At 59.3% G+C, this 21,518-nt stretch carries 25 protein-coding genes and 1 pseudogene; 20 read left to right on the top strand and 6 right to left on the bottom strand.

Annotated features, from left to right (window positions below):
- Nucleotides 1-7: 7 nt before the first annotated feature.
- The 18 genes from AVME950_RS00580 (at nt 8) to AVME950_RS00495 (ending at nt 16,779) form a co-directional block, all read left to right on the top strand.
- Nucleotides 8-1,132: a PFL_4669 family integrating conjugative element protein gene (locus AVME950_RS00580; protein WP_284428350.1), complete on the top strand. Its 1,125-nt coding sequence runs from the start codon at nt 8-10 to the stop codon at nt 1,130-1,132.
- 45 nt (nt 1,133-1,177) lie between these two features.
- Nucleotides 1,178-1,687 (top strand): hypothetical protein, encoded by a 510-nt coding sequence (locus AVME950_RS00575; protein ID WP_284428349.1) that lies wholly within the window; start codon nt 1,178-1,180, stop codon nt 1,685-1,687.
- Nucleotides 1,688-1,754: 67 nt separating this feature from the next.
- Nucleotides 1,755-2,168: a single-stranded DNA-binding protein gene (locus AVME950_RS00570; RefSeq protein ID WP_284428348.1), complete on the top strand. Its 414-nt coding sequence runs from the start codon at nt 1,755-1,757 to the stop codon at nt 2,166-2,168.
- 74 nt (nt 2,169-2,242) lie between these two features.
- On the top strand, nt 2,243-2,494 hold the full coding sequence (locus AVME950_RS00565; RefSeq protein WP_284428347.1) for a hypothetical protein: 252 nt from the start codon (nt 2,243-2,245) through the stop codon (nt 2,492-2,494).
- An 8-nt stretch (nt 2,495-2,502) separates the two neighbouring features.
- Nucleotides 2,503-3,681 (top strand): hypothetical protein, encoded by a 1,179-nt coding sequence (locus AVME950_RS00560; RefSeq protein WP_284428346.1) that lies wholly within the window; start codon nt 2,503-2,505, stop codon nt 3,679-3,681.
- A gap of 7 nt (nt 3,682-3,688) precedes the next feature.
- The gene (locus tag AVME950_RS00555; protein ID WP_284428345.1) at nt 3,689-5,713 is read left to right on the top strand and encodes a DEAD/DEAH box helicase; all 2,025 of its coding nucleotides are present in this window, start codon (nt 3,689-3,691) and stop codon (nt 5,711-5,713) included.
- A 169-nt stretch (nt 5,714-5,882) separates the two neighbouring features.
- Nucleotides 5,883-6,311, top strand: a complete 429-nt coding sequence (locus AVME950_RS00550) for a hypothetical protein (protein WP_284428344.1) — start codon at nt 5,883-5,885, stop codon at nt 6,309-6,311.
- Nucleotides 6,312-6,676: 365 nt separating this feature from the next.
- Entirely contained in the window at nt 6,677-7,741 is a 1,065-nt protein-coding gene (locus AVME950_RS00545; protein WP_284428343.1) for a S1C family serine protease, read from the top strand.
- Nucleotides 7,742-8,096: 355 nt separating this feature from the next.
- Nucleotides 8,097-9,458, top strand: a complete 1,362-nt coding sequence (locus AVME950_RS00540) for a S41 family peptidase (protein WP_284428342.1) — start codon at nt 8,097-8,099, stop codon at nt 9,456-9,458.
- Between the two features lie 227 nt (nt 9,459-9,685).
- Nucleotides 9,686-10,126, top strand: a complete 441-nt coding sequence (locus tag AVME950_RS00535; protein WP_284428341.1) for a hypothetical protein — start codon at nt 9,686-9,688, stop codon at nt 10,124-10,126.
- Nucleotides 10,127-10,685: 559 nt separating this feature from the next.
- On the top strand, nt 10,686-11,039 hold the full coding sequence (locus AVME950_RS00530; protein WP_284428340.1) for a hypothetical protein: 354 nt from the start codon (nt 10,686-10,688) through the stop codon (nt 11,037-11,039).
- Between the two features lie 268 nt (nt 11,040-11,307).
- Nucleotides 11,308-11,964: a hypothetical protein gene (locus AVME950_RS00525; RefSeq protein WP_284428339.1), complete on the top strand. Its 657-nt coding sequence runs from the start codon at nt 11,308-11,310 to the stop codon at nt 11,962-11,964.
- Between the two features lie 546 nt (nt 11,965-12,510).
- Nucleotides 12,511-12,969 (top strand): hypothetical protein, encoded by a 459-nt coding sequence (locus tag AVME950_RS00520; protein ID WP_284428338.1) that lies wholly within the window; start codon nt 12,511-12,513, stop codon nt 12,967-12,969.
- Nucleotides 12,970-13,005: 36 nt separating this feature from the next.
- Entirely contained in the window at nt 13,006-13,575 is a 570-nt protein-coding gene (locus tag AVME950_RS00515; RefSeq protein WP_284428337.1) for a hypothetical protein, read from the top strand.
- Nucleotides 13,576-13,684: 109 nt separating this feature from the next.
- Nucleotides 13,685-13,999 carry a hypothetical protein gene (locus AVME950_RS00510; RefSeq protein WP_284428336.1) on the top strand — a complete coding sequence of 105 codons (315 nt, stop codon included), beginning with the start codon at nt 13,685-13,687 and terminating at the stop codon, nt 13,997-13,999.
- Between the two features lie 175 nt (nt 14,000-14,174).
- Nucleotides 14,175-14,465, top strand: coding sequence for a barstar family protein (locus AVME950_RS00505; RefSeq protein WP_284428335.1), 291 nt, complete (start codon nt 14,175-14,177; stop codon nt 14,463-14,465).
- Nucleotides 14,466-15,663: 1,198 nt separating this feature from the next.
- Entirely contained in the window at nt 15,664-16,173 is a 510-nt protein-coding gene (locus AVME950_RS00500) for a hypothetical protein (protein WP_284428334.1), read from the top strand.
- Nucleotides 16,174-16,290: 117 nt separating this feature from the next.
- Nucleotides 16,291-16,779, top strand: coding sequence for a hypothetical protein (locus tag AVME950_RS00495; RefSeq protein WP_284428333.1), 489 nt, complete (start codon nt 16,291-16,293; stop codon nt 16,777-16,779).
- 327 nt (nt 16,780-17,106) lie between these two features.
- Here AVME950_RS00495 and AVME950_RS00490 read toward each other — a convergent pair whose 3' ends face one another.
- The 6 genes and pseudogenes from AVME950_RS00490 to AVME950_RS00465 form a co-directional block, all read right to left on the bottom strand.
- Entirely contained in the window at nt 17,107-17,367 is a 261-nt protein-coding gene (locus AVME950_RS00490; protein WP_284428332.1) for a hypothetical protein, read from the bottom strand.
- Nucleotides 17,364-17,942: a hypothetical protein gene (locus AVME950_RS00485; protein ID WP_284428331.1), complete on the bottom strand. Its 579-nt coding sequence runs from the start codon at nt 17,940-17,942 to the stop codon at nt 17,364-17,366. Before AVME950_RS00485 ends, AVME950_RS00490 begins: the two co-directional genes overlap by 4 nt.
- Nucleotides 17,939-18,219: pseudogene (locus AVME950_RS00480) on the bottom strand (hypothetical protein). Before AVME950_RS00480 ends, AVME950_RS00485 begins: the two are co-directional and overlap by 4 nt.
- Nucleotides 18,149-18,535 carry a hypothetical protein gene (locus tag AVME950_RS00475; protein ID WP_284429601.1) on the bottom strand — a complete coding sequence of 129 codons (387 nt, stop codon included), beginning with the start codon at nt 18,533-18,535 and terminating at the stop codon, nt 18,149-18,151. Before AVME950_RS00475 ends, AVME950_RS00480 begins: the two are co-directional and overlap by 71 nt.
- A gap of 65 nt (nt 18,536-18,600) precedes the next feature.
- A complete protein-coding gene (locus AVME950_RS00470; RefSeq protein WP_284428330.1) occupies nt 18,601-18,867 on the bottom strand; it encodes a hypothetical protein in 267 nt (88 codons plus the stop codon).
- 37 nt (nt 18,868-18,904) lie between these two features.
- Nucleotides 18,905-19,306: an XRE family transcriptional regulator gene (locus AVME950_RS00465; protein WP_284428329.1), complete on the bottom strand. Its 402-nt coding sequence runs from the start codon at nt 19,304-19,306 to the stop codon at nt 18,905-18,907.
- A 311-nt stretch (nt 19,307-19,617) separates the two neighbouring features.
- On the opposite strand from AVME950_RS00465, the gene AVME950_RS00460 reads away from it, so the two are divergent.
- Both AVME950_RS00460 and mobH read left to right on the top strand, forming a co-directional pair.
- Nucleotides 19,618-20,058, top strand: coding sequence for a hypothetical protein (locus AVME950_RS00460; protein WP_284428328.1), 441 nt, complete (start codon nt 19,618-19,620; stop codon nt 20,056-20,058).
- Entirely contained in the window at nt 20,055-21,479 is a 1,425-nt protein-coding gene (mobH, locus tag AVME950_RS00455) for a MobH family relaxase (protein ID WP_284428327.1), read from the top strand. The genes AVME950_RS00460 and mobH overlap by 4 nt, the downstream gene beginning before the upstream one ends.
- Nucleotides 21,480-21,518 lie beyond the last annotated feature (39 nt).

Raw genomic sequence — 21,518 nt, 5'->3', positions numbered from 1 at the left:
GAACCACATGGCAACCGCCCGTCCCACGCCCATTCTTCCGCCCAACTTCGCCCCGGAAGGTCTCGCCGCGCTGTTGAAGCCCACTCTGGTCTTTGAGACTGAGGCGTCTTCCCCATTCGCCGATGGCTACTCGGTTCGGCTGGAAGAGGCCGCACTCGCCGAATACATCGCCGCTGGCGCATCGCCCGATGACCCGATGTTCGATCGCTACGCCGAGTTGGAAGAGCGTCGCGACCGTCTGCAGCAGATGCAGCGTGAGCGCGACGATCACCGCGGTGCCGACGTCATCGCGACACGCGCGGAGGCTCAAGGCATCGACGCCATCGGCGGGCTCGTCGATGGCGGCCTGGATCAGATGATGATCCACACGATCGAGGCCTACCGCATATTCCTGGGACGCAGCAGAGACACCGCGAACCACATCAACCCCATCATCGGCGGCAAGCGTGTTGCCTCATGTCTGCGCAATCTGTGGATGCTCACGGCCAATGACAACCCGTATGCCGAGTGGGCACTGCTCCGCCACGAGCATGGCGTCAACGACGTACACAAACACCTCCAAGACGAGATTGCAAAGGCTGAAGGGATGCTTGACCAGCAGCGCAAGCGCGGCCTGGTGTTGGCCGTCCTTGCGTCGTCTAGTCCGATGACCGTCAACCTTGGATTCCGCAGTCCCTACGGCTATGCCATCTCGATGCTGGTGGTCGACTACGACCACTACGTGCGCCTGCAGAAGACGCTCCAGCGCAAGAACCTGCTCACGGACGAGGAAGTGCGGGCGTCCCTGCGCAAAGCACAGCGCGCGATCCTGAACGTGTTCTATGGAACTGCGCGGTTCGACCGCTGGCTCAGCCGCCCAGAGATCCGCGCGCTGAACCGGGGCGACTGGATCAGCAGCGACGAGGATGCGGCAAAGCGCGTTCAGTTCGCTGTATCAGTGTTCGGACCCGTACCTGCGGCGATCTACAAGGCTGCTGTTTCGCCGTCCCATTCCCGCAGGCACTACTCGCTGACCGATGCAGAGCAGGCGGTCCTGAAGCAGGTGGGCGACCAGTTGGAAGCCGCGGAGCAAGCCGAGGTCGAAGCTGGTTCAACGCCCGTACCGGCCGAGGATGCCGCAGTGGTCTCCTGATGCATTGCGCATGAGCATGAAGCAGCGGTTATGAAAGGGGAGCGAATGAAAGGATCGGTGGAGAAAGGGCGGACGGAGCCCATCGGTTCCGAGCATGCCGTCAACCATGTGCTTTGGGCGAGACAAACCACGGGTGAGCAGGACTGTCAAAACCGAGTTGACGTAAAGGCCCTTACGGGTAGGGGCACCCTTGCCCACCTGCGCCAACAAGTTGCCACCCTCGACGCTGCCGTGCTGGAGATGCGCGAACTCGCCGAGAAATCGAAAAGCGTGATCGGCCTGCGCGCCTACTTGGTGGTCCACCAGCGCTCGCACAGCGGCTACATGTTCCTGCGCTGGCGCGAACGGTCTTCCAGTCGTCATCTCCCCTGGGACGAGGCCGAGAAGCTGGATCACGGCGCGCCGCTGCTCAATGACTGGTGCAGGGCCGCGTCCCGGCTCGCGCAGGAAATCAATGCGCGGCACCTGGCTGCACGAGAGTCGATCAAGCGCATCCGCGACGATGTGGAGCAGTCCGAACCGTTCATGTTTCCGAGGTCGCCGATCTCGGCATAGGTCATCTCGCGGGCCCGGACGTGGTGCAGCCGTCCCCGCGAATCTCAACGCACCGTGGAGCAATGCAATGCAGAACCTTTTCATCGGCAAGGGCAACCTGGCCAACTCCCCCGAACTCCGACAGGTCACTGGCAGGAACGGTGATTTCCAAGTCGCCTCGATGCGTGTGTTCTTCGGTCGCTATGGGCAGACGGACGAAGGCGATGTGGAGCAAGTCGGTGGTTTCTGGCGAGAGGTTGAGATTTACGGCCAGAAGGCGCGCGACGTCGCGCAGCACTTGCGCAAGGGCGCGCGTGTCCTGGTCATCGGCGAGGAGCGGGAATTCACCGCCCGTGGGGAAAGCGGCGAGGTCGAGGTCATCAAGGTCGTGGCGGAGGACGTAGCCCTCCAGCTCACGCGGATCGAGCAGATCGTGTTTAAGCCAGCAGCTCCAAGGCGGGAAGCAGCCGAACCGGGTTGGACCGATCAACTCCCCGCTTAAGGGGCGTTCTGCGGCAACCCACCGAGCCCCAACGCATCAGCGTTGGGCAATCTCATACCCACCGCGAGCAACGAATGGACGAGCAACATTTTCACCTCCGGACTGATGCGTGGCTGCATGAAGCGCTTTTCAGTACCGATCCTCCCCGGGCCGCTGCGGCCTCCGCGAACCTGCGGCGCGCGCTCAGGGGCGAAGCCGGGCGTGATGCGGCGCTGATCGCGATCGGCGAGTACCCCTGTCTCACGCGCACCTTTCTCCCTCGCGTCTGGAGCGCAAGGCAGTCGCTGTTGCAAGAGCGTGCCGCGGCCCGACCGGTCAAATGCTGAGGCATCTCATGAAACTTCAACGAACGCTGTTGCAGGCATTCGGCTGCGTTGCCGCCGCCACGACATGTACCTGGGCCGGGCCGATCGTGGTCACGCCAGGCTCTCTTTCCAGCTATGTCTACTACCCGCCAGCCGCGGTCTCCGGAGGATCCGCTTCCGGCGGCGCGGGGGAGGAGGTTTCGACTCTCCAGCGGTGCCTATGGACGCCTTCCCAGGGCGACCAGACCGTCACCGTCAACCCCGGCTATGACTACCAGAAGGACATCACCGTCTACTACCGGCTCGCCGGTGGCAACGGCGGCTCTGGGTACACCGGCGGCGGTGGCGGCTCATCAGCGATCCTTCAGAACGGTGCCAGAGTCGCAGTCGGCCGCGGCGGTGATGGCAATGCACGCGCCTCCGAGGTGTCGGGAGTGTTCAAAGTGAAGGCCGGCGACACGCTTCGCTTCGTGACGGGCGGCGGGGGCGGCGACGGCCTGGTCGCGAGCGGAGTCGCAGTCGGCGGAGGCGGCGGTGCTGGCTTTGCCGGAGGCGGTGGGGGCGGGTCCCTGAGCTCACGCTCCGCTACGGCCTCGGACTACCCCGGGATTGCAGGGAAGGGCGGCGGAGATAGCCCGGGCGCCGGCGGCTATGCGTCTGGCTCCATGGCCGGGACGGCGGGCATCAATATGCAAGGCGGTGTAGGCACCTATCCAGATGGCAGTTCAGCACCCTACGGCACCCAGGCCGACACCTACAACGGAAGCCTCAATTATTACAGCGACCTCTACAAGTATTTTTCAGGCCTCAAATTCCCAGCGACCGCCACGATGATGGGCGCGCCCATTGGGAGTGCGGAATCGAATTTCACGAATTTTGGTGGGGGAGGCGGAAAGCTTGCGTCTGGAGGTGCGGTGAGTATCCAGTTCAACTTCGCATACTGCCAAAATGCGACTAGTAGTTTCACTACAAGTCGAGATAATGTAAATGTCAGCGACAACGGCCAATGCTATTCAAACTTCAATAGGTATAACTACGTTCTCGCCAAATCCGAGCAATTCCCCCAGGTGACCTCGGATCTTGCGTTGACCAGAAAACCGGCTGAGGTTTCTAACGGAACATACCAGCCGATTAACGTCGCTGGCGGCTCCTTGCCAGGCCAAATCGCCACGATGTACCAAGCGCCGGTCTGCGGAATATTCAAATAGCAGGGAAATGTCCACTGATCCCACTCCCACCCGACTTCCAGCACCCGTCAGCCTGCTGCCGCCCGACCTGGTCGTTAAAGCGTCTTTCGACGGGATGCGTTTCGGCGTGCAGCTCGCCCACGTGCCCGGGCTGAGCAGGCCCCTGGAGCGGTTCGGTGCATGGTGGAGTGCGGCACGGCGCATGTGGCTGGTCCGGGCCACGACCGCTACGTCGGTTGAAGACATGCTGAGGGATGCCTACCACGGGCAGCACGTGTCGTTTGACGGCGTTGCGGCCTTGCTGCGCGCCGCTGTCGCAGTTCCAGATTCCGACTTCTACACCCAGCTGCTCGACGTTCAGATCTTCCCCCTTGCCAAGGGCGACGACGGCCGGGGGAAGTGGGCAGCGAGCTTCACATATGACCCGCTGTGCGTCACTGCAATGCGGGCCATGCGAGGCCTGTTTCACAAGCATGCGGCCGCATGGCAAGTCCATGGCGACCCCGACGAAATCCAGCGGCATCTGGAGCGGCATGCGGGAGTGAAGGCGGAGTTCGTGTTCGTCCACGAACAGGCTGTAGTGCTCGAGGAGCTCGCCACCGCCAGTGCTTCGTCTTCGCCCATCGTCGTCCCAGCGGCACCCCCTCCCCAGCGAGGTGGCGGCGGTGGAGACGACTCTGCGGGCACAGGTTTCTTCTCGACGGACGTGCAGCGATTCGGGAACCTCCCATTCGATGCGTCCGCGGTGGCGTCGCTGGTGGCCGCGGGTGTTCTTCGGGACTACCAGGCGGTCGGCGTCCAGCATATGCTTCGATCCGCCGGCGCCTGCATGGGCGACGACATGGGCCTGGGGAAGAGCCGCCAGACGGTCGTGGCCAGCCGGCTGGCCGCAGGCAAGGGGAGGGTGCTAATCGTGTGCCCGGCATCGCTGCGTCTCAACTGGGAACGTGAGATCCGCATGGTCTACCCGCAGGCCACTGTCGGCATGGTCGGCGAAGATCGCATCGCAACGCTGCAGGCGTGCGATTGGGTGATCGGCAACTACGAGCGCATGGGCGGCCTGGTGCGTGCGACCGAGCTCGCGTTCGAGGTGATGGCCGTGGATGAGGCTCACTACTTGAAGGAGTATCAGAGCGGCCGCACGCGCAATGTGTTCTTGCTGGCCGCGCGGATCCCTCGCTGCTACGTCGTCACCGGAACACCGCTGCTGAACCGGGAAGTAGAGATGCACACGCTGCTGCGCATCACCGGGCATGCCCTGGGAAAGCTGCCGCTCGGCGATTTCCGGAAAGGTTTCGCCGGAACGGCTGAGAAGCGCGCCAAGCTCGCGGAGGCGATCAAGGGTTGGATGATCCGGCGCAGCAAGGCCGTGCTCTCCGAGCTCGGGAAGAAGGAGCGCCAGCTCCGGTATCTCTCGCCCGAAGGGCTTGGCTCCTACCGCGAGATCTACCGCGACATGAGCCTTCAGGCCATGCCGAAGATCGTGCAGCTGCGCAGAACGCTGGAATCGCTGAAGGTGCCATTCCTGCTGGACACCGTGCAGTCGATGGGTGATGACGACAAGATCATCATTTTCTGCGAATACATGTCCACCGTGGACGCCCTCAAGCAGGCGCTCGCCGGGCTCGGGATCGGGTGTGTCTCGCTCGTCGGCGCTGATTCGGCGAAAAAGCGCCAAGCTGCCGTCGACGCTTTCCAGCAGGATCCGGTGAACAAGGTCTTCATCGGCACTACGAGCGCAGCAGGCGTCGGCATCACGCTCACCGCGGCAAACCTGGTCGCCTTCGCCTCGATGCCTTGGACGCCAGCGTTGATGCGCCAAGCCGAGGACCGGGCCTACCGGCTCGGGCAACTGCGCGACGTCCTTGTCATCGTGCCGATCGTTCCTGGAACCATCGATGAGGGTGTGCTGAAGCTTCAGGACACGAAACGAACCACGGAGGTGGAGGTGGTAGAAGCCGCGAAATCGGCCCTACCAGCGGCGCAGCAGCTGGAGCTTGCGGGACTGCCCGACGCGGCGCGAGAAGAGCGCGCGGTGTTGGAGTTCGCGTGATGCCTGCATACAATGGACATGTGACCGCTCTCAAGAGCACCACCACGCGACTGAGCCTTTGAAAGTCGTGGCCCCATGCGAATGAGGTAAGGCATTCTTCCATCCACCCTACGGGACCAACGCAGTCCCGGGAGGGCCGTCGTTGCCCGTTTTACACAGGAGCAACGTCATGTCCCAAACCACCAAGGCCGGTTCCAACGGCCCGTCTTTCGCGAGCGCCCGCCAGGTCGACGCCAAGCATTTGGCGGATTTGCTGGCCAGGCTGCACGACCCCGTCGTCGCAGAGCTCTTCATCGCGTTCGTGGACGACAGTCCCGAATTGCGTCAGGAGTACCTGGGAGCGTGCCTGAAGGCCGCTGAAACCGTACGTCGGCAGGAGATGCGCTTCGAGCGAGCTCGCGCCGCGGGGCGGGCGTATGCCCGGGCCCGCGGGCAAATCTCGTTCGCAGCGCATGCATTCCTGGTGGCAGGGCGGTACATCGCGGCAGCGATTCGCCGTGCCCGCGTCGAGCGCCATCACCCAGCGAGCCCGGCCCATGCCGAGACCGCCAACGTGGTAGCGTTTTCGTCTGTGCGTCGCACTGCTGCAGGAAAGTAGCAGCTGCATCCGCATCGTCCGAACCCATCTCCAGGCTGTGCCCGGAGGTGGGTTTTTTCTTTCTGAGAGAGGAGAGAACCCATGTCCACTCGCTGCGTAGCGCATTCCGGCGATGGTGACCGGTCAATCCGGCACCATAAATACCCACAGCAGGTATCCTCAGTCAGCGGCCGCAAGCGGCCAGGAGCCGACATTCCGAGCATGCGTAGTTGGGAGCCTTAAAGCGGTCATCCAGCCTCATCGCATGCATTGTGGATGCAAGCCGCTATCGTCGCGGAGCTCAATCGGCTGCGAACGGTGGCTGAAACAAAAGAATCGAACGAGAAGATCATCCGGAGCTGCAGAGAGTTGAAGAATATCTGGCCATGACCCTCAAACTTACGGAAGTCTCTTTTACCGCTGTCGTCATCCGGAAACTCGGACTCCCTCTGATCTTTCTAGGAGTTGCTTTCAATAGCGCTGCGCAGGAGCCTTCGGCGGAAGCGCTGGTGTCTCGTATTCAAGGAGCGATTGTTTCAATCCAAGTGACGTCGACACCCGAAGCCGCACAAGCGAGCAAGGTGCAGTCGTCTGAAGAGTTGGTTCCGGCTCGAATTGTGGCCACTGATGGGCGAACTGTTGGATCGGGAACTCTTGTCTCGGCTGATGGACTCATTCTTACCATTGCGTCTCTTTTTGATCCATCTGGAGAGATTTTGGTTACGACGGAAGGAGGTCGAGAGTACATAGGGAAGGTCGTCGCCCAAGACCGGCGCACAGGCTTCGCTCTAGTAAAAATCAATGCACAGGGGATGGCTTACTTGGAGGCAAGTAATGCCAGACGTCTCGCCCCGGCAGAGCGGGCGCTAGGATTGGGGAGGACCACGCTAGGTGGCTTCTCTTCCTTAGTTGTATCTGACGGATTGGTCACCCGTGCCTATGACGAACTGATGGATACACCGCCATTTATCCAGACATCCGTTCCCGTTTTGCCAGGAACAGGTGGCGGGCCCCTGATACGACAGAAAACCGGAGAGTTTGTCGGTGTCATCAGTCAACAGTACGTTCCTCGCGTTGGGACGCCCATTACTTTCGCAACGCCAACGAACGTCTACCTTTCGATTGCGGAAGAACTTCTTGAGAAAGGACGTGTCGACCGAGCGGTAATTCATACGCAAGTGAGCCTCTTGAATTCCGAGCAAGCTCGCCTAGCGGGAGTCCCTGCTGGGACGGGCGTGGTGATACATGCGACTCGTAGTGACGGACCAGCGGACCGGGCGGGACTTCTAGTGGGTGACATAGTTCTAGCGGTAGACGGCACTCCGGCGACTTCGATCAATGCGTACGTCCAAGCAATAAGCAGCAAAAAGCCAGGCGTTCCTATTGATCTGAAAGTATTTCGAAGAGGGGCGATGCTAGACATACGTGTGGTTGGCGATTTCGCGCCGTAGTGCCGGCACTGCCAGAGGTTGCAGACGACAAACAGAAGTCGGTCAAAATTGAGTGGACGACTAGTCAACAGTCGGCTATCAGCAGACATCCACCTGGGTCCTCAAATGTCGCTTCCAGAACTTAAACCCGTTCTCCAAAAGATCGACCATATTCGGGACGTCCCGGGTGCTCGCGACGTTTTCGAGTCGGTGCATGAGTGGGTTGAGGCGGCTCAGACTCCTTCTATGGCTCAAAGCGCCTGCTCACGCATCATCACCATGAGCTATCCCCGAGCCTGGGGAGACTGCGTCATCGACGAGGTCACACTTCCTCAAGGATGGATAGCCTACCTACACGAGTTGGCCGAAGTCGCGAATGCGTGTGCCCAACGCGTATTCGAAGCAAATCATCAACAGTCGAAGCCGTAGGAATCCGATGCGTTACTTGCGAACATTGGTGACAGCAGGCGCCTTGGCATCTGCTTGGAGCGCCATAGCCCAGAGTGCGTCACCCCCCGATGCTGCTGACGTCGTGCTCGCCACGCCTGCGTGGATCGAATTCAGAAACCTCGTCGATAAGCACTACGTGGAGCTGGTATCTGGGCCGTCGTTGGAGGGGCACTGCCGGCAGGCCGCTAAGCAGAACCTGGACGTAACCTCATCCCCTGCCTTGGCGACGACGGTCATCGAGGCCTGCCTGACCGCTGCGGCGGCAAGCTTGCGATACAACACTGAATACCTAAGCATCGCAAACCTACGGGAATTCGACGCCGCGGCAACGCAGAAGTTCGTGGGGATTGGGTTGGAGATTACCCAGGAAGACGGCTGGCCCAAGATCGTGAACCCCATTGCTGGCTCGCCTGCAGATCGAGACGGGCTACAGCGAGGTGACCTGATCGTCAGCTTGGAAGGGTCGGCTACCCGGTACATGCCACTTCAAAAGGTCGTACAGCGGATGCGTGGAGAGGAGGGCTCCATCCTGAACCTGGTGGTGAACCGGCCCGGCATATCAGAATCGCTGCGCTTCGCTGTGGAACGTGCGCCGATCAGGTCGCGCTCCGTCCGCTCTGCGGTGGTCGCCCCCGGCGTTGGGTACCTGAGGATCGTGCAATTTCGGGCCGAGACGCGAGCGCAGGTCATCGAAGAGGTCGCCAAAATTCGCTGGTCGAATCGTGTGGCGGCCGCAGCGGTACCCACGGATCAACTGGTACTTGACTTGCGCAACTGCAGCGGTGGCTTGCTCGATGCCTTGACCGAAGTGTCGGCGCTGTTTGTTGCGCCAGGTACGCCTGTCGTGCATGTGGAGAGTCGCGTGCCGGGGACGATGAACACAAACGGGTCCATTGATGACGCGTCCGCGAAGTCGCCACCAAATGTTCCGCTGCTTGTGGACTGGCCGCTGCGCCGCTGGCGCCTTGTTGTACTAGTCAACGAAGGAACCGCCGCCGGCGCGGAGAGCCTTGCGGTGCTCTTGCGTCAGCGGAGAAGCGCTATGCTGCTAGGGCAGAAGACCTATGGCTTCGGGGTGATTCAGTCGATTAAGCCAATGAGCGCGGGCGGAGCAGTGCGCATCGCGACTGGCATGATGACGGTGCCGGAGGCACCGCCTTGGCACTCTATCGGGGTTCAACCGGATGTAGAGGTGCCCGCAACGGCCGAAAGCTTCGAGCTTGGTGATGTCGCACGGGACACCCAGTTGCACGCCGCAATTGCGGTGCTGGCTGCGCCAGTGCGCTAGTAGTGCACTACCGTTGTCCTACACGCGGATAAGCTGGGCCTGATGGCAGCGTTTGCCATAGGCTGGAAAGCGTTGAACAGTTAATGCGCAAGGCCGTGGAGGCTGCTTCAGGCGCCGGATGGCCTGAGCTAGGATGCTGCCATCGGCCAGAAGCGGTCTTTTGCCAGGGACTGCTTAGAGAATCTGATCCACGTATCTGACTCGTGTACTTTTGGAAATGTCACCGAATGCACATCGTAAAGATCGACAGAGAGCGACCGGACTTCAGAGTCTTCATTGATTTGCTATTCGGCCCGGGATGGGAAGTCGATACGGAAGGAAATGCCCATCCAGTCAACAGCCGTACTTGGACTTCGCTCTATATGGCAGACCGAACGCGCAAAGAGCCTTCGGTGACTATTGAGGCGAGCGAAGACGATCCTGAACTTTTTGAGGTGGAGTCGGCATCGACACGGCTTGAGGAGCTGGCGGCGCTGTACCTTTTCTTGTGTAGCGGCTCTGCAATAGTTGCCCCAGATGGCGCGCTTAGCGACGCTCGACGTGTGTCGCTGCAGGCAAGTTACTCCGCCGAACTTCAGCGAGCGGCGCAGGCTCTGTGGCACCAATCTTCCGATAGCAATCCGTATCCGAACTTGACAGCTTTCCGGCCCCCGACTGGAGCGACCTAAGGTTCGCAATGGGCGCTCGACGGCCTAGGCTACGATTGCAGACATCGGCCAACTGCAGACCTTACTTGCAATGAATCCACTGCGTTGGCTGTTGAACCTTAGTGCCTTGGCCGCAGAACGTCGGGGTGGTAAAGGTGCGGACCTGTGGGGCACGGGCGGGGCGGTAGATGATCCACAAGAGTTTGTGCCAGTGGAAATCGATGGATCGACACTGCTTCTTGAGACAACGAGAGAGATTGAAGTTTGGACGCTGCTGTCGGCCGATAGATGTCGATTCGCTCGTGCAACTCGTTCGAAGGATGGGGCTGTCACCAAACTCACGGTGTTTGAGCGCCGATTGCGAAACGAAGAAAACTCCGAGTGGCAACTGTGGGAAGGTCCGTCTCTTGTGGGTTCGCTGGCTGATGCGCAAACGCTAGGAAGATCGCTCCTGGACCGGTCCGACACGTAGTTTCCATGTCCGGTTTGGGTAGGGGGTGGCTGGCCGCTTCGGGCCCGATAGCGTCCTTCGCCGTGGGGCAGAATTCGGCCACAAGCGGTCTTTACTTACGTGCTTCCAATGAATCAAAAATTTGATGAATACGGCCCAGCCTTAACGGCGTTGGTGGAGGAAGCCATCAGGTGCTCCCCGGAGTCATGGGAAAAGGGAAATCTCACAATTGACTGCGATGGCAGTCGCATCAACTATAGGTTGAAAAACCTCGACTCTAGCGAGAAAGCCCAGATTTCAGCAGAGTTAGCCCGCCTTTGTGAGCGTTACTGGACCTCGTTTGAACAGCATGGCGAGGCTTGGATTGAAGCCAACGTCGAGTTTTTCAAGAAGGACGGAAATTGGGGTTTTCGGTCAAACCAAAAATTCCCCGAAGCTGCTGTAACTGCTCCTACGAAGCCGACCTGGAAGTTCTGGCATTAGCCGTGGCGATGTCTGCTTTGAGCCCATAGCCGTCTACCGCACCTCCCAGAAGCGGCAGTTCAGATTGCGGATGCTGAGTGGTCGCTTTCCGCAACCTTGGATGACTCCAACACGCCCTAAGTATTCAGTCTGCGGAACCGGTTCGACCTAAGAGCACGCTATAGTTTGATGACTTGACTTTCCGGATTTTACGGATGATTTATGTCAGAAAATATAGAAAAACACCTGCTTGCAGCCAAATGCTGCAAGCCACTTCGAAAATAAACCAATGGCTAAAATATCCCAAATAGTCGAAATTATTCCGCAGGTTTTGCGGAATACCTCAGATTATACCGCCAGCAGAGTGTCGTTAACGATAAGACCCATGCGGAGCCTAGTTTTGATATTAGCCACGCAGGTTGTTGTATTTAGCTTGAGTGGCTGCGCAGCCAAGCAGCGCGAGGGCTTGCAGGTTGTTACGGCTGAGAATGCGCACGAGGTGGTGCTGTTCAAGACGGTGCACTTTGCGGGGGTGACTGTAGGTGCCGGCAGCACATCGTGGTATCACGGCCTCGCGCCAGGACGCTACAAGGTAGAGGCGACGGACGACGAAGGTGACTACTACGCAGGCGATGGGAGCCTGCTAATTTTTGGAGCATCGCTGACCGCAGACGGTGAGGTTTTGGAGCCACGCACATTGGGCGGCTTTTGGCTTGCTCGCAGTCCTCTTGCACAGCCAGCATTCAAGCTTTACCGCATAAATCCGAAGAATAGTGACGGTTCCGAAAGGCAGATGAGTTGGCAGCTGGGTCTTATTCCATACGCGATTGATAATCTCACAGGAAACCGCATAGGAATTGGCGTCTGGAGTTGGCAGTTCGTCCCTATGCTTCATCGAGACGACGACGTGGACCGTCTTATAGACGCCGCTCGCCCGTCGAAGTAAGGCTACGAAGCCTAGGGATGCTCCGCACGAATCGCTTTGCCCCGTGATAGTCCGTCTCCAGCGGTACCTAATTTCTCTCATGCATCAAAGCAAAGCAATAACTTACGAGCTTTGAGCAATCTGCAGGCAGTGCAGTTGATGGTTCATGGCAGCTCATTTTTGATTCGTGCAGAGGTTCCCTAGGTACTAACAGCAGTCGCAAATCACTCAAGCCCGGAGCGATGTTGAGAGTACGGCTGTCCGTTCCTCCGTTTGGCGTAGCGAACAGAATTCGGCCAGAAGCGGACGCTGTGATGAGAATTGGACCTCGCTACCTGCACAAGCAACATCCCTTCCCCTCTGGTGATGCAGAGAGGGAGGCCCTCGTTACAGCGTTGAAGAGCGCACCGGGGCTCGTCGCAGTTCTCACCATCGAGCCTCATCGAAAGGGAGGTCACCGTGCCGAGCTTGAGGTAAACGGAGCCTCGCTTGTCGCGTTCATAGGTCATATGGACGCGCATGGGTGGCTCGACGCTCTTTGAGCGATGCGATGGCTTAGGCGCTGCGATGACCGTGTTCGGCCAACACCAGACATTTACTTCCATGCCGAAACACATGCTGCTCGCCTACGTTGATGGCGCAGATCTTCACGAAATTGCTGATTCTTTGGAAGAGCGGCTTGTTGATTTGGCGAAAGAAGGCGGCTGGCGTGTTACTGCTCCCGTCGTGGTCAACCAGCGAGGCTCCGAACATGGGCTTTGTGCCGGGGACCTTCCGTCGTGGGACCTCGGCCTTAACCTTTCGCTTCCGGACGTCGGGCGCGAACCCGAGGGATGGTTCCTGGATGTCGAACGAATCGCGCGCCTCATGGGGCGCCTACACGGCCAGTACAAGCGTGACTTCATCATCAGCATTGCCGACATCGCAACCGGAATTTCAGAGGACCTATTTGCGGTTGAATCAGATGTTCCTGACCTCGCTCTCCTTCGTAAAGTCATCGGGGTTGAACCGCCAGAAGGCAAATGACGGCCAACTCCAGACATTCCAGGCGAGTACCTACTAATGACAGTTCACGGGCAGATTGCTCCGCCACAAGTCGAGAAGGACTTTCGGGCATTTCTCAAAGCACAGGGCCTGTTGCTTAAGTCATTGCGTCTAACTAGCGCATTGACTGCGATGAGTCAGTTCCGGTCCATTGCTACCGCGTACCCAGTGCTCGATACCGACGGCGACGGTCTAGCATTTGATGCGCATCTGGGGACGGAGGATCGTGGCTCCAGATTCGAGATAGCGATCAATCGCCTTTTGCGCTTACACCCTGCCGACGAACAGGCGCATCGATGGCCTGCAATCCGTCTGCGGCTCCGGCTGCAATACAAAATGGACATGGCAGTCGTTCAATACCTGTCGCGCCATAGCACGTACGGAGTAGATCAGTCCTTTGTCACATGGTCAGCGAACGACCAAGATGTGTTCATGCAGCGGGTCGAGGAGAGCGATGCATTCGTGACCTTTAGCGATGTGCCCCCCACCGAAATCCGTCTATCAGCGGACGATTGGGAATACAGTCGCCACAACCCCACTCCAGACCTAGTTGGAAAGCCGTGGTGGGGCATTTTTAGCGTTGCTTGACTGGTGACCTGCGTCTGCTTTCGAGCAAAGAGAGGGGCTGCTATGGGCCCAACTGAGTCGGCCGGGCTTGAGGCAGAATCCGGCCAAAAGCGGACTTTCGAGGGTTTGAATGCAGGCATCAGAATTTGTGTCGAATTGGTATCAGCTCAAAGGTGAACTGGTCGCTGCCTTTACAACAGCCGACGGCACAAGCGAGACCGCAAAGAAAATCACTGCGTTGAACCTGACGCCTACTCAGTTTAAACAAGTCGAATGCATCATTGACAATGTCATACGCGACACGATGTACACGTTGCTGCTGGGGCTGGATGGTGCAGCCAGCATCGGAAACGATCAACGGCACCTCACGATTGCAGACGAGAGCGGCCAACCGATTGGCAATTTGGAAGACGAGGCTTGGAGACGGTTTCACGGTAACCAATAGAGTTGCGGAGACGCTGCTTCAGCGGCGCGATACTGCAACACAGTCAGCCAGCCGTGAGGCCGGACCCGGCCACAAGCGGACGGGCGGCCCCCGTACAGAGTAAGTCGGATAGCGGAGAGGTCCGGCCGCGAAATCCAGGTTGGTGGAGAGGGAAACCAAGTGGATAGGATTGACAATGACCGTTCGTAAAGATGAGGTGACGGTAGACCTACGCGGAGTGGCCACTCCGGAAGAACTGCAGGCGCAGTTGATGAAGTTGCTTGATTTTCCGGGTTGGTATGGCATGAATTGGAATGCCTTTTGGGACGCCATCACGGGGCTTGTCGAAATGCCGCTTAGGCTGCGATTCGTCGGGTGGGCAGACTTTGAGCTACGACAACCATTTAGCGCTAACCAGCTCCGTGAGTGCCTCTCTCAAATGCAGACTGAACTGCCAACCCTTGCGGCGGCCGTTAGCTATGAGTAGGTCGCAGCCATCGGCCAGAAGCGGACATACGTACCTGAGACAGAATCGGTCCCCAAAAGCCCTTTCACCATTTTTCTGAGTTGCAAGCGCATATACCTTCGTCAACGAGAGAGCCTGTCACCCTAGTCCTCCTTCCTGGCTTGGATGGAACAGTCCTGCTTTTCGAGCCTTTCATTAGGGCGTTTGGCGAGCGGTGTAAAGTGACGGTGTTGGGCTATCCGACATCTGGCGATTCGCAGACCTATGCCGCCCTGCAAGTCTTCGCCGACACTAAATTGCCGCCTCATGGCCCGGTGGTATTGCTTGGCGAGTCTTTTTCCGGCCCAGTGGCAATCGCGATGGCCGCCGCCCATCCGTAGCGCGTCGTAGGCGTCGTTCTATGCTGCACGTTTGCTCGCAACCCGCGACCTGGCCTTCGTTGGCTGAATAGCTTGATTTCGATACCAGCGCCTTTACCGCCTTCGCTACTTATCAACGCGTTGCTATTTGGTAAGTTTGCGACACCTCGTTTGCACGCCATGCTGCGAGATGCTCTTGGCAAAGTGCCGCCAGCAGTATTTCGTGCGAGGCTCCGCGGCGTGGTCTCCGTCGATGTGCGCGCCCAGGCGCAAGCTCTTCAGATGCCGGTTCTGTACTTGCAAGCCGAAAACGACCGTCTAGTGCCACCGTCTGCATTGGTTGACGCTGAACGATGTTTTGAGAGCATTAGGGCTCGGATATTCCGTGCTCCGCACTGCTTGCTGCAAGTCGTACCTGCGGAGGCGGCCGAATTGGTGGCTGATTTTATCGAGCAGATTGGAGTGGAGTAATGCTGACTCCGGCCACAACCGGTCATTGACGCTCGACCTCTAATGAAGCAACCCAGATGGAAAAATTGCGCCACGAAGAAATGTTGGTTGCTTTGTCTGCGGTTCTTCAGCCCGCGGGAAAGGGGTTTTCTTCGAGGCAGATTGACGGCTACCTGCTTTCGTTCTGTGCGAGCTGTCCGGACCCAGCTGGTGCCATGGACCTAGTCATACACGCTCCTAGAGGCTCGACTGTAGAGCAGATAATTCGACAAGCGTTGGCTGTACCGGAGTACGCTGTTGAAAGTTGGAGCGAAGACGAGCTTGCATTTGACTGTCCGTTGCATCAGCCAATATTCAGCCGTAGAGGCTAGACAGCCTCCGGCCACAACCAGACAATCTGAAGGGACTAAATGCTGGGGGACATCTTTGTTTCGTCGCGCGGCGATGCGTTTCGCTACAAACGCCTTCTTGGGACCAAATCGATAGCGCCACCTAGATTTGAGCTTCTCGAATGGAAGGGCATCACTGACGTGGATTTTTCTGTACTTTGGGCCACGCTATTGAACGAGCCTTTTGACCCAAAGCGGCACCAACTCATTGATTTAGTTTTCCATTCACATGAAACCACGGTCTTGGGAAAACTGCGAATGAAAGCTGCAGTTCTAGGAGCAATGGCCAGGGAATTGATGGGTGGTGAAAGTGAGCCAACTTTCCTATATGCCTTTCCGCCCAAGCTGGTCGAAGCCCTGACGCATTTGTCTGCCAACGAAGTTCCACGTGTCGTAGAAACTTGGCTGCATGTGCTCGAAAAGCCCGACGACCGAGGACCAGAGTTCATTGATGGTCTGAGCCAAATTCTTAACCTAGCGACCATCGCAAACTCTCGTAGCCGAACCATTTACCTCTGGCTCGGGGTGTAAAGGTTCCATGCTCCATGTCTGCTTGGGTGAAGCCAGAGGACCGCTGTGGGCCCATAGCGGAAGTGGATGTGAGTCAACCCGGCACTACAAAGCAGACTTTGAATCCACAATCAAGCGATGACGCTTCTTGACTTACGCGCACCGATAATTGCCGGACGGTCGGCCGCTGGATTTCGCCTTGGCATGAGCGCACGAGAGCTCGATTCACTCCTAGATGGCGCCGTTAGATCCAGGGACCTCCCCGTCCCGATAAACGCTCAACTAGCCACAGGACGGACTTTTGTCGTCACTAGCGAAATGAATAAGATTCGGACCATTTTTTTCGGCGAAGACGTGCGCCTGAGCTTCAATGAGCAAGAAGAGTTGTACTGTATTGGGTTAGCTGGTCGGTACCAGGGGTTGTACCTCACCCGGTTCGGAATCGGGACATTAGTGAAAGATCTCGATGGAGTTCAGCCACTTGAATTCGACGATAGTGACGAGATGAACTATCCCAAAGGCCAACTTGCAAGCGGCGTCTCCTTCGGAGGAGCCTGTTCGCCACTTGAAGTTGATCCGAACCAGCGAATCTCCTATGTAACGGTGCACAACTGGTCACGCAAGTAGCGCGCGACTCAGACGCCCCAATCGTCATCGACGGCTGCTGGCCGGGTGCCGCATTCCGAATGGCGCTCTTTGCTGTAGCACGACAAGATGGCTCAGAAAGTCGTCAAGCTCATCGTCAGAGTGACCTTTGCCGTCTTCAGCCATAGCTGGACAAGTGGCTCAGCCTATCGGTAGTTGTTAGGGCCCCCATCGAATTGCGTCAGTGCACGCGCAAAGATGCCACGCTTGGTCGCGGCAGCACCCCCGCCAGTCCTGGCCAACAACGCTGTCGCAGCAGAAAGAAGAAAGCCCGCACAAGGCGGGCCGAAGGGGTGGAGTAACCTGAAATCAGTGTTGGCCGGGGAGTTTGGCAGTGCGAACGCCATAGTACCGACCGTTGGTGGAGGTCTGATCGATTGACTCATCTTCACGCAACTTCACACGCCCACGACCAAGCAAGGCTGTAGCTGAGCGGGCCGCTTCAGGGAATTTCGCAGCTTGCATCCGTGCTTGCACTGAGGCGCCCGAGGCGAAGATGCGCGCAGCTTTCTGCGCCATCGCATCAGAGACGTTGACGAATTCGCCAGATGATATTTGCACTCTCTTCATGGTTGCACCTCTACTGCCATGTACTGTACTTCGCCAGAGGCGGGATGTCGAATCGCGCCCAAAGCCTCTTCGTAGTAGGTGACGAGAGCTGGAAAAGGTTCATTCAAGCGAACTTCTGTGATGTCCAGAAGCAAGGCGACAGTCCGCGCAAACTGAAACGCGATCTGAAGCATCCTACCTTGCAAATCAGCGATAGGGGCAGCGCGTTCCAGGTACTCCAAAGACACGTACTTTTCCTTCACCTCGATCTTGCCGTAGCAAAACCCATTTGGTGAGGTGCCATTGATGACCGCGTACATCCACGCATCCTTGTGCCGCACCTTCTTGAAAAAAATCCTTTCCCAATTCCAATCCACATGACGGTCACCAGCAACGGCCTCGAACTGACTGGCAAGATTCCTAACACTCGCTTGGGTGACCAGTTGGATCTGGAATGCTGTCGGCCCCAAGGCCTCCGATGCCAGCCAGTTGTTGGTTTGATCAAGCGCTGCCGCGAGGACTTCATTTTTGTTGGCGATCATCGGTTGCGGATGATATTGGTTCAGCGCGGTGGCAAGCCATTTCTCTGCAATCAACGCTTCCGACCTGGAGCAATCTGGATCGTCTCCACGCCCGTTGCTCGCCGAGGCGAAAGCCAGTGCACCCACAGTTCCCGCATCCAGGCGATCGCGTACAGCACGCACACCACGAAGATGCCCCATTGGCTGGCTTGCCAGGCGGCATAGAACCAGAAGGGCTGGCCCAGCATCCCGAAGAGCAGGCCCACCGCGCTTGCGCTGGATCACGGGACTGCGAGAGCCAGGCTGCCGCAGCGCCCAGAATGGCGATGGCGATCTGGTCCACGGTGGTCAGTCCAGCCGGACCTCGAAGTAGCCGTCCTCGCCTCGCCTTGCAACTCGCCCAGGCCAGCTTGGCGGGCTATCGCTGCCGCCTTCGCCCAGCGGTTGATCGTCGCCAGGGCCCGTGCGCGGGCTTCGGGCGAGGCGTCATCGTCCTCCTGCTCCTGAATGCGCTGCACGGATGCGAGGGTTTCCACGATGCACTCCGGTCCTCCGAGCAGGCGCTCCAGGGAGCGAGCGTAGGCGGCCTCGGCCGCAATGCGCTCGCTCACGGAAAGGCTAGGGCAGTCGCGCAGGGCAACGGTGTATCGGGTCTCGATGGCATTCATGGCGCTCCCCAGGAAGCTGTATGAAACACCAGCATATCGACACCGCCTTTCGGCGGCATCCCATTTCAAGTCTCGACCAGTGCCGGCGCAACAATCTTTCGGTCGAGGGGGCTGCCATGCCGCCACTGCATGCCGATGCCTTCCACCCAGGCATCCAGCAGTTCAGGGGTAACGGGCTGGTCGGCGCGCAATTGCGCGGCCACCTCGGCGATGGCTTGCTGGTAGCCACGTCGGTAACTGCCCTCCGACTGCACGTCCGCGGGACCGATGTCGGCCCCAGGACGCATCGCACCCACAACCAAGCCCGCCAGATCCAGACGATTCAATCTCATAAGAAACTCCCTTTTTTAGTCGATGGAACCCGCACGATCACGAAGATCTGCCGACCTCATCCGCACGGGCGATGGCAAGTATCACATCCCGCGCGATGCGACGTGGTGCAGCGGGCAACTTGAGAAACGCCTCGACTACCTGCCGGTCTTCATAACCCATGGGCCGAGACGGATTGGGCGTTTTCGTCGGCCTGCCTGAAGGGACGGTTGTGCCGTGCATAAGGTCGTGGACAGGCACCCCCAGCCAATCGGATAGCACCTGCAGCTTGGGATAGCTGGGAATGGTCTCTCCCATCAACCAGCGGCGCACGCCATGCAGCGTGATGGGCTTTTCGGCCGGGTGTCGGCTGTTGAACTCGCGCTGTAGCACGGCGGGCTTGGCCGCATAGCCAGCGTTTTCCATCGCCTGTCGCAGTGTTTGAGCGAACTGCTGCTTCATGTCAGGCGATTGTTTCATGGTCTGCATTCATTCCCTTTCTTTCTTGTTTCATCGCATGCGTAGCAGAACCGGGCCGGCCAAGCAAGCGTAAACCCTCCGCCATGTCGCGAACGGTTCTCGCTAGCTCGCCCAACAGATCGTCTCTACAGTGCCTCGCCATCATGGAAGATGCACTGGACTCTGAATTCTCGCCACCCACTCCTCCGCAGCAACCGCGGCTGAGGGCGCAGCACAGCAACCCCGCACCGAACGCGGGATGGCCACATTCTGGCCGCGATGCACTGGACCACGCTCACGCGGTCTATTCGATCGTGCAGCACCTATCCACGCTGGGCCTGGCCAGCTGGACATCGAGGCTGCTGCAATGGCTGGGCCGCTACGATGGGCTGGAGCGCCACCTGGAGGACTGGCAAGCGCCCAACATCTGCGTGCGTGACGTGTTGCTCAGGCATGTCTGCCGCATCCCCGGTGAAGCTGCCGCAACCCTGGATTTTCGGGTGGCCCACGCCCGCCGGCTTGCCATCGTGCAGGATCTGCTAACCCTGGACCTGGTGCGTGTGCGCGCCTGGTGGGGCAACGAGCACCGGCCCGAGGCATCCGCTTGCTTCTGGAGTCCGCTGGAGCAGTGCTGGCTGGACTTCATCGAGATGCCGCATGGGGAGCAGGACTGGCTTTGCGTCGATGACAGCCGGCAGGCATCCAGGCCATGGCTGCAGCAACTGTCCCGCTACCTGCTGGTGCTGCCAGCATGAAGCGATCGCTCGAATGGCTTCGCAGTCGATGGGTCGATGCAGCAGGCCGAATGCTTGCGGGGCAGGGCATGCCTGCTCGTGCCTCCATTCCCGCCACGGCGCCTACCGTTGCCAGGTCGTCCACACCCACCACGCCGCGGCGCATCGCCGTGGAGGGCTCGGAGCAGGGGTGGCTGCGTCTGTTGCCCGCCGACGAGTTGCTGGCGTGCGTGAACGCGGACAAGGCGATGCAGGACATGTGGCGCCAGTCGCGCCTGGCGCAAAGCGTATGGCAGCGCGATCTGCTGCCCGCGATCCACAGCTACGCCGAGATGGTGCAGCTGATGCCGGCGTCCGAGGCCCATCACCACGCGCATGTGGGCGGGCTGCTGGCCCACACCCTGGAAATGCTCCTGGCAGCCATGACCTGGCGCAACGGGCACTTCCTGCCCGAGGGCGCGCCCATCGAGCAGATCGACGCGGAGCGCGACGAGTGGACCTACGTGGTGTTCTTCTCGGCGCTGCTGCACGACATCGCCAAGCCGATGACGGATCTGCGCGTCACGTGGCGCACGCCTGGGGCGACGGAGCGCACCCGGTGGAATCCGATCGGGGGACCGATGACGCGGATTGAGCAGGGCAGGGCGGCGGAATACCTGGTCGAGTTCGCTCCGAAATCCACAAGGGACTATGGCGCGCATTCGCGCCTGGCGGTGACGCTTCTGGGCCAGATCGCGCCGGCCACGGCGGTAACGTTTCTTGCTCGCCGGCCGCAGACGCTGGAGGCGCTGACCCGCTTCCTCTCGGGCACGAAGGATGGGCTGGTAGCGAGCATCGTCGGCCGCGCCGATCAGGCATCGACCCAGCGGGCTTTGCTGCACGGTAGCCGGGCCCGGTTCACCACCAGCAATGCGATCCCGCTCATTGACCTGCTGATGAATGCGGTGAAGGCCATGCTGCGCGCGGGCACCGCGCTGCCGCTGAACCGCTCGGGCGCGGCGGGCTGGGTTCATGACGGCTGTATGTGGTTCGTGGCCAAGCGCCTGGCCGATGGCGTACGCAACTGGATCAAGGACCATGCCCCCGAGGAGGCTGTGCCGGGCGAGGCCAAGAACGACCGACTGTTCGACACCTGGCAGGAGTATGGCTGCATCGAGGTCAATCCGCATAGCGGCCAGGCGATCTGGTACGTGACGGTGCAGTGCCAAGCACAGGATACAGCAGGCCAGCAGGAAGCTGCCGCAACGCATCAGGACACAGCTGCAACAGGCTACAGCCACTCGCTGACCATGCTGAGGTTCCCGCTGGCCAAGCTCTATGACGATCCGAGCCAGTACCCGCAAGCGATGGCTGGCCGCATCGTAGTGCGAGAAAAACGCAAGGATGAAGCAGGCGATGCTGCGCCGGAGGATGGGGCAGGGCATCTATCGGTGCATGCCTGAAGGCCGCTGAAACCGTACGTCGGCAGGAGATGCGCTTCG

Source organism: Acidovorax sp. SUPP950, assembly GCF_030158935.1.
Taxonomy (GTDB): domain Bacteria; phylum Pseudomonadota; class Gammaproteobacteria; order Burkholderiales; family Burkholderiaceae_C; genus Paracidovorax.
The sequence above is the reverse complement of the archived record's forward strand: the minus strand, read 5'-3'. Positions and strand labels throughout refer to the sequence as shown.

Excerpts from the sequence above, each read along its gene's own strand:
- AVME950_RS00470 (WP_284428330.1), bottom strand. The coding sequence starts at position 18,867 with ATGAGATTGAATCGTCTGGATCTGGCGGGCTTGGTTGTGGGTGCGATG.
- AVME950_RS00495 (WP_284428333.1), top strand. The coding sequence starts at position 16,291 with ATGACGCTTCTTGACTTACGCGCACCGATAATTGCCGGACGGTCGGCC.
- AVME950_RS00520 (WP_284428338.1), top strand. The coding sequence starts at position 12,511 with ATGACCGTGTTCGGCCAACACCAGACATTTACTTCCATGCCGAAACAC.
- AVME950_RS00565 (WP_284428347.1), top strand. The coding sequence starts at position 2,243 with ATGGACGAGCAACATTTTCACCTCCGGACTGATGCGTGGCTGCATGAA.
- AVME950_RS00525 (WP_284428339.1), top strand. The coding sequence starts at position 11,308 with ATGGCTAAAATATCCCAAATAGTCGAAATTATTCCGCAGGTTTTGCGG.
- AVME950_RS00510 (WP_284428336.1), top strand. The coding sequence starts at position 13,685 with ATGCAGGCATCAGAATTTGTGTCGAATTGGTATCAGCTCAAAGGTGAA.
- mobH (WP_284428327.1), top strand. The coding sequence starts at position 20,055 with ATGAAGCGATCGCTCGAATGGCTTCGCAGTCGATGGGTCGATGCAGCA.
- AVME950_RS00465 (WP_284428329.1), bottom strand. The coding sequence starts at position 19,306 with ATGAAGCAGCAGTTCGCTCAAACACTGCGACAGGCGATGGAAAACGCT.
- AVME950_RS00475 (WP_284429601.1), bottom strand. The coding sequence starts at position 18,535 with ATGAATGCCATCGAGACCCGATACACCGTTGCCCTGCGCGACTGCCCT.
- AVME950_RS00555 (WP_284428345.1), top strand. The coding sequence starts at position 3,689 with ATGTCCACTGATCCCACTCCCACCCGACTTCCAGCACCCGTCAGCCTG.
- AVME950_RS00550 (WP_284428344.1), top strand. The coding sequence starts at position 5,883 with ATGTCCCAAACCACCAAGGCCGGTTCCAACGGCCCGTCTTTCGCGAGC.
- AVME950_RS00515 (WP_284428337.1), top strand. The coding sequence starts at position 13,006 with ATGACAGTTCACGGGCAGATTGCTCCGCCACAAGTCGAGAAGGACTTT.
- AVME950_RS00535 (WP_284428341.1), top strand. The coding sequence starts at position 9,686 with ATGCACATCGTAAAGATCGACAGAGAGCGACCGGACTTCAGAGTCTTC.
- AVME950_RS00490 (WP_284428332.1), bottom strand. The coding sequence starts at position 17,367 with ATGAAGAGAGTGCAAATATCATCTGGCGAATTCGTCAACGTCTCTGAT.
- AVME950_RS00505 (WP_284428335.1), top strand. The coding sequence starts at position 14,175 with ATGACCGTTCGTAAAGATGAGGTGACGGTAGACCTACGCGGAGTGGCC.
- AVME950_RS00530 (WP_284428340.1), top strand. The coding sequence starts at position 10,686 with ATGAATCAAAAATTTGATGAATACGGCCCAGCCTTAACGGCGTTGGTG.
- AVME950_RS00575 (WP_284428349.1), top strand. The coding sequence starts at position 1,178 with ATGAAAGGATCGGTGGAGAAAGGGCGGACGGAGCCCATCGGTTCCGAG.
- AVME950_RS00560 (WP_284428346.1), top strand. The coding sequence starts at position 2,503 with ATGAAACTTCAACGAACGCTGTTGCAGGCATTCGGCTGCGTTGCCGCC.
- AVME950_RS00570 (WP_284428348.1), top strand. The coding sequence starts at position 1,755 with ATGCAGAACCTTTTCATCGGCAAGGGCAACCTGGCCAACTCCCCCGAA.
- AVME950_RS00580 (WP_284428350.1), top strand. The coding sequence starts at position 8 with ATGGCAACCGCCCGTCCCACGCCCATTCTTCCGCCCAACTTCGCCCCG.
- AVME950_RS00545 (WP_284428343.1), top strand. The coding sequence starts at position 6,677 with ATGACCCTCAAACTTACGGAAGTCTCTTTTACCGCTGTCGTCATCCGG.
- AVME950_RS00540 (WP_284428342.1), top strand. The coding sequence starts at position 8,097 with ATGCGTGTGCCCAACGCGTATTCGAAGCAAATCATCAACAGTCGAAGC.
- AVME950_RS00500 (WP_284428334.1), top strand. The coding sequence starts at position 15,664 with ATGCTGGGGGACATCTTTGTTTCGTCGCGCGGCGATGCGTTTCGCTAC.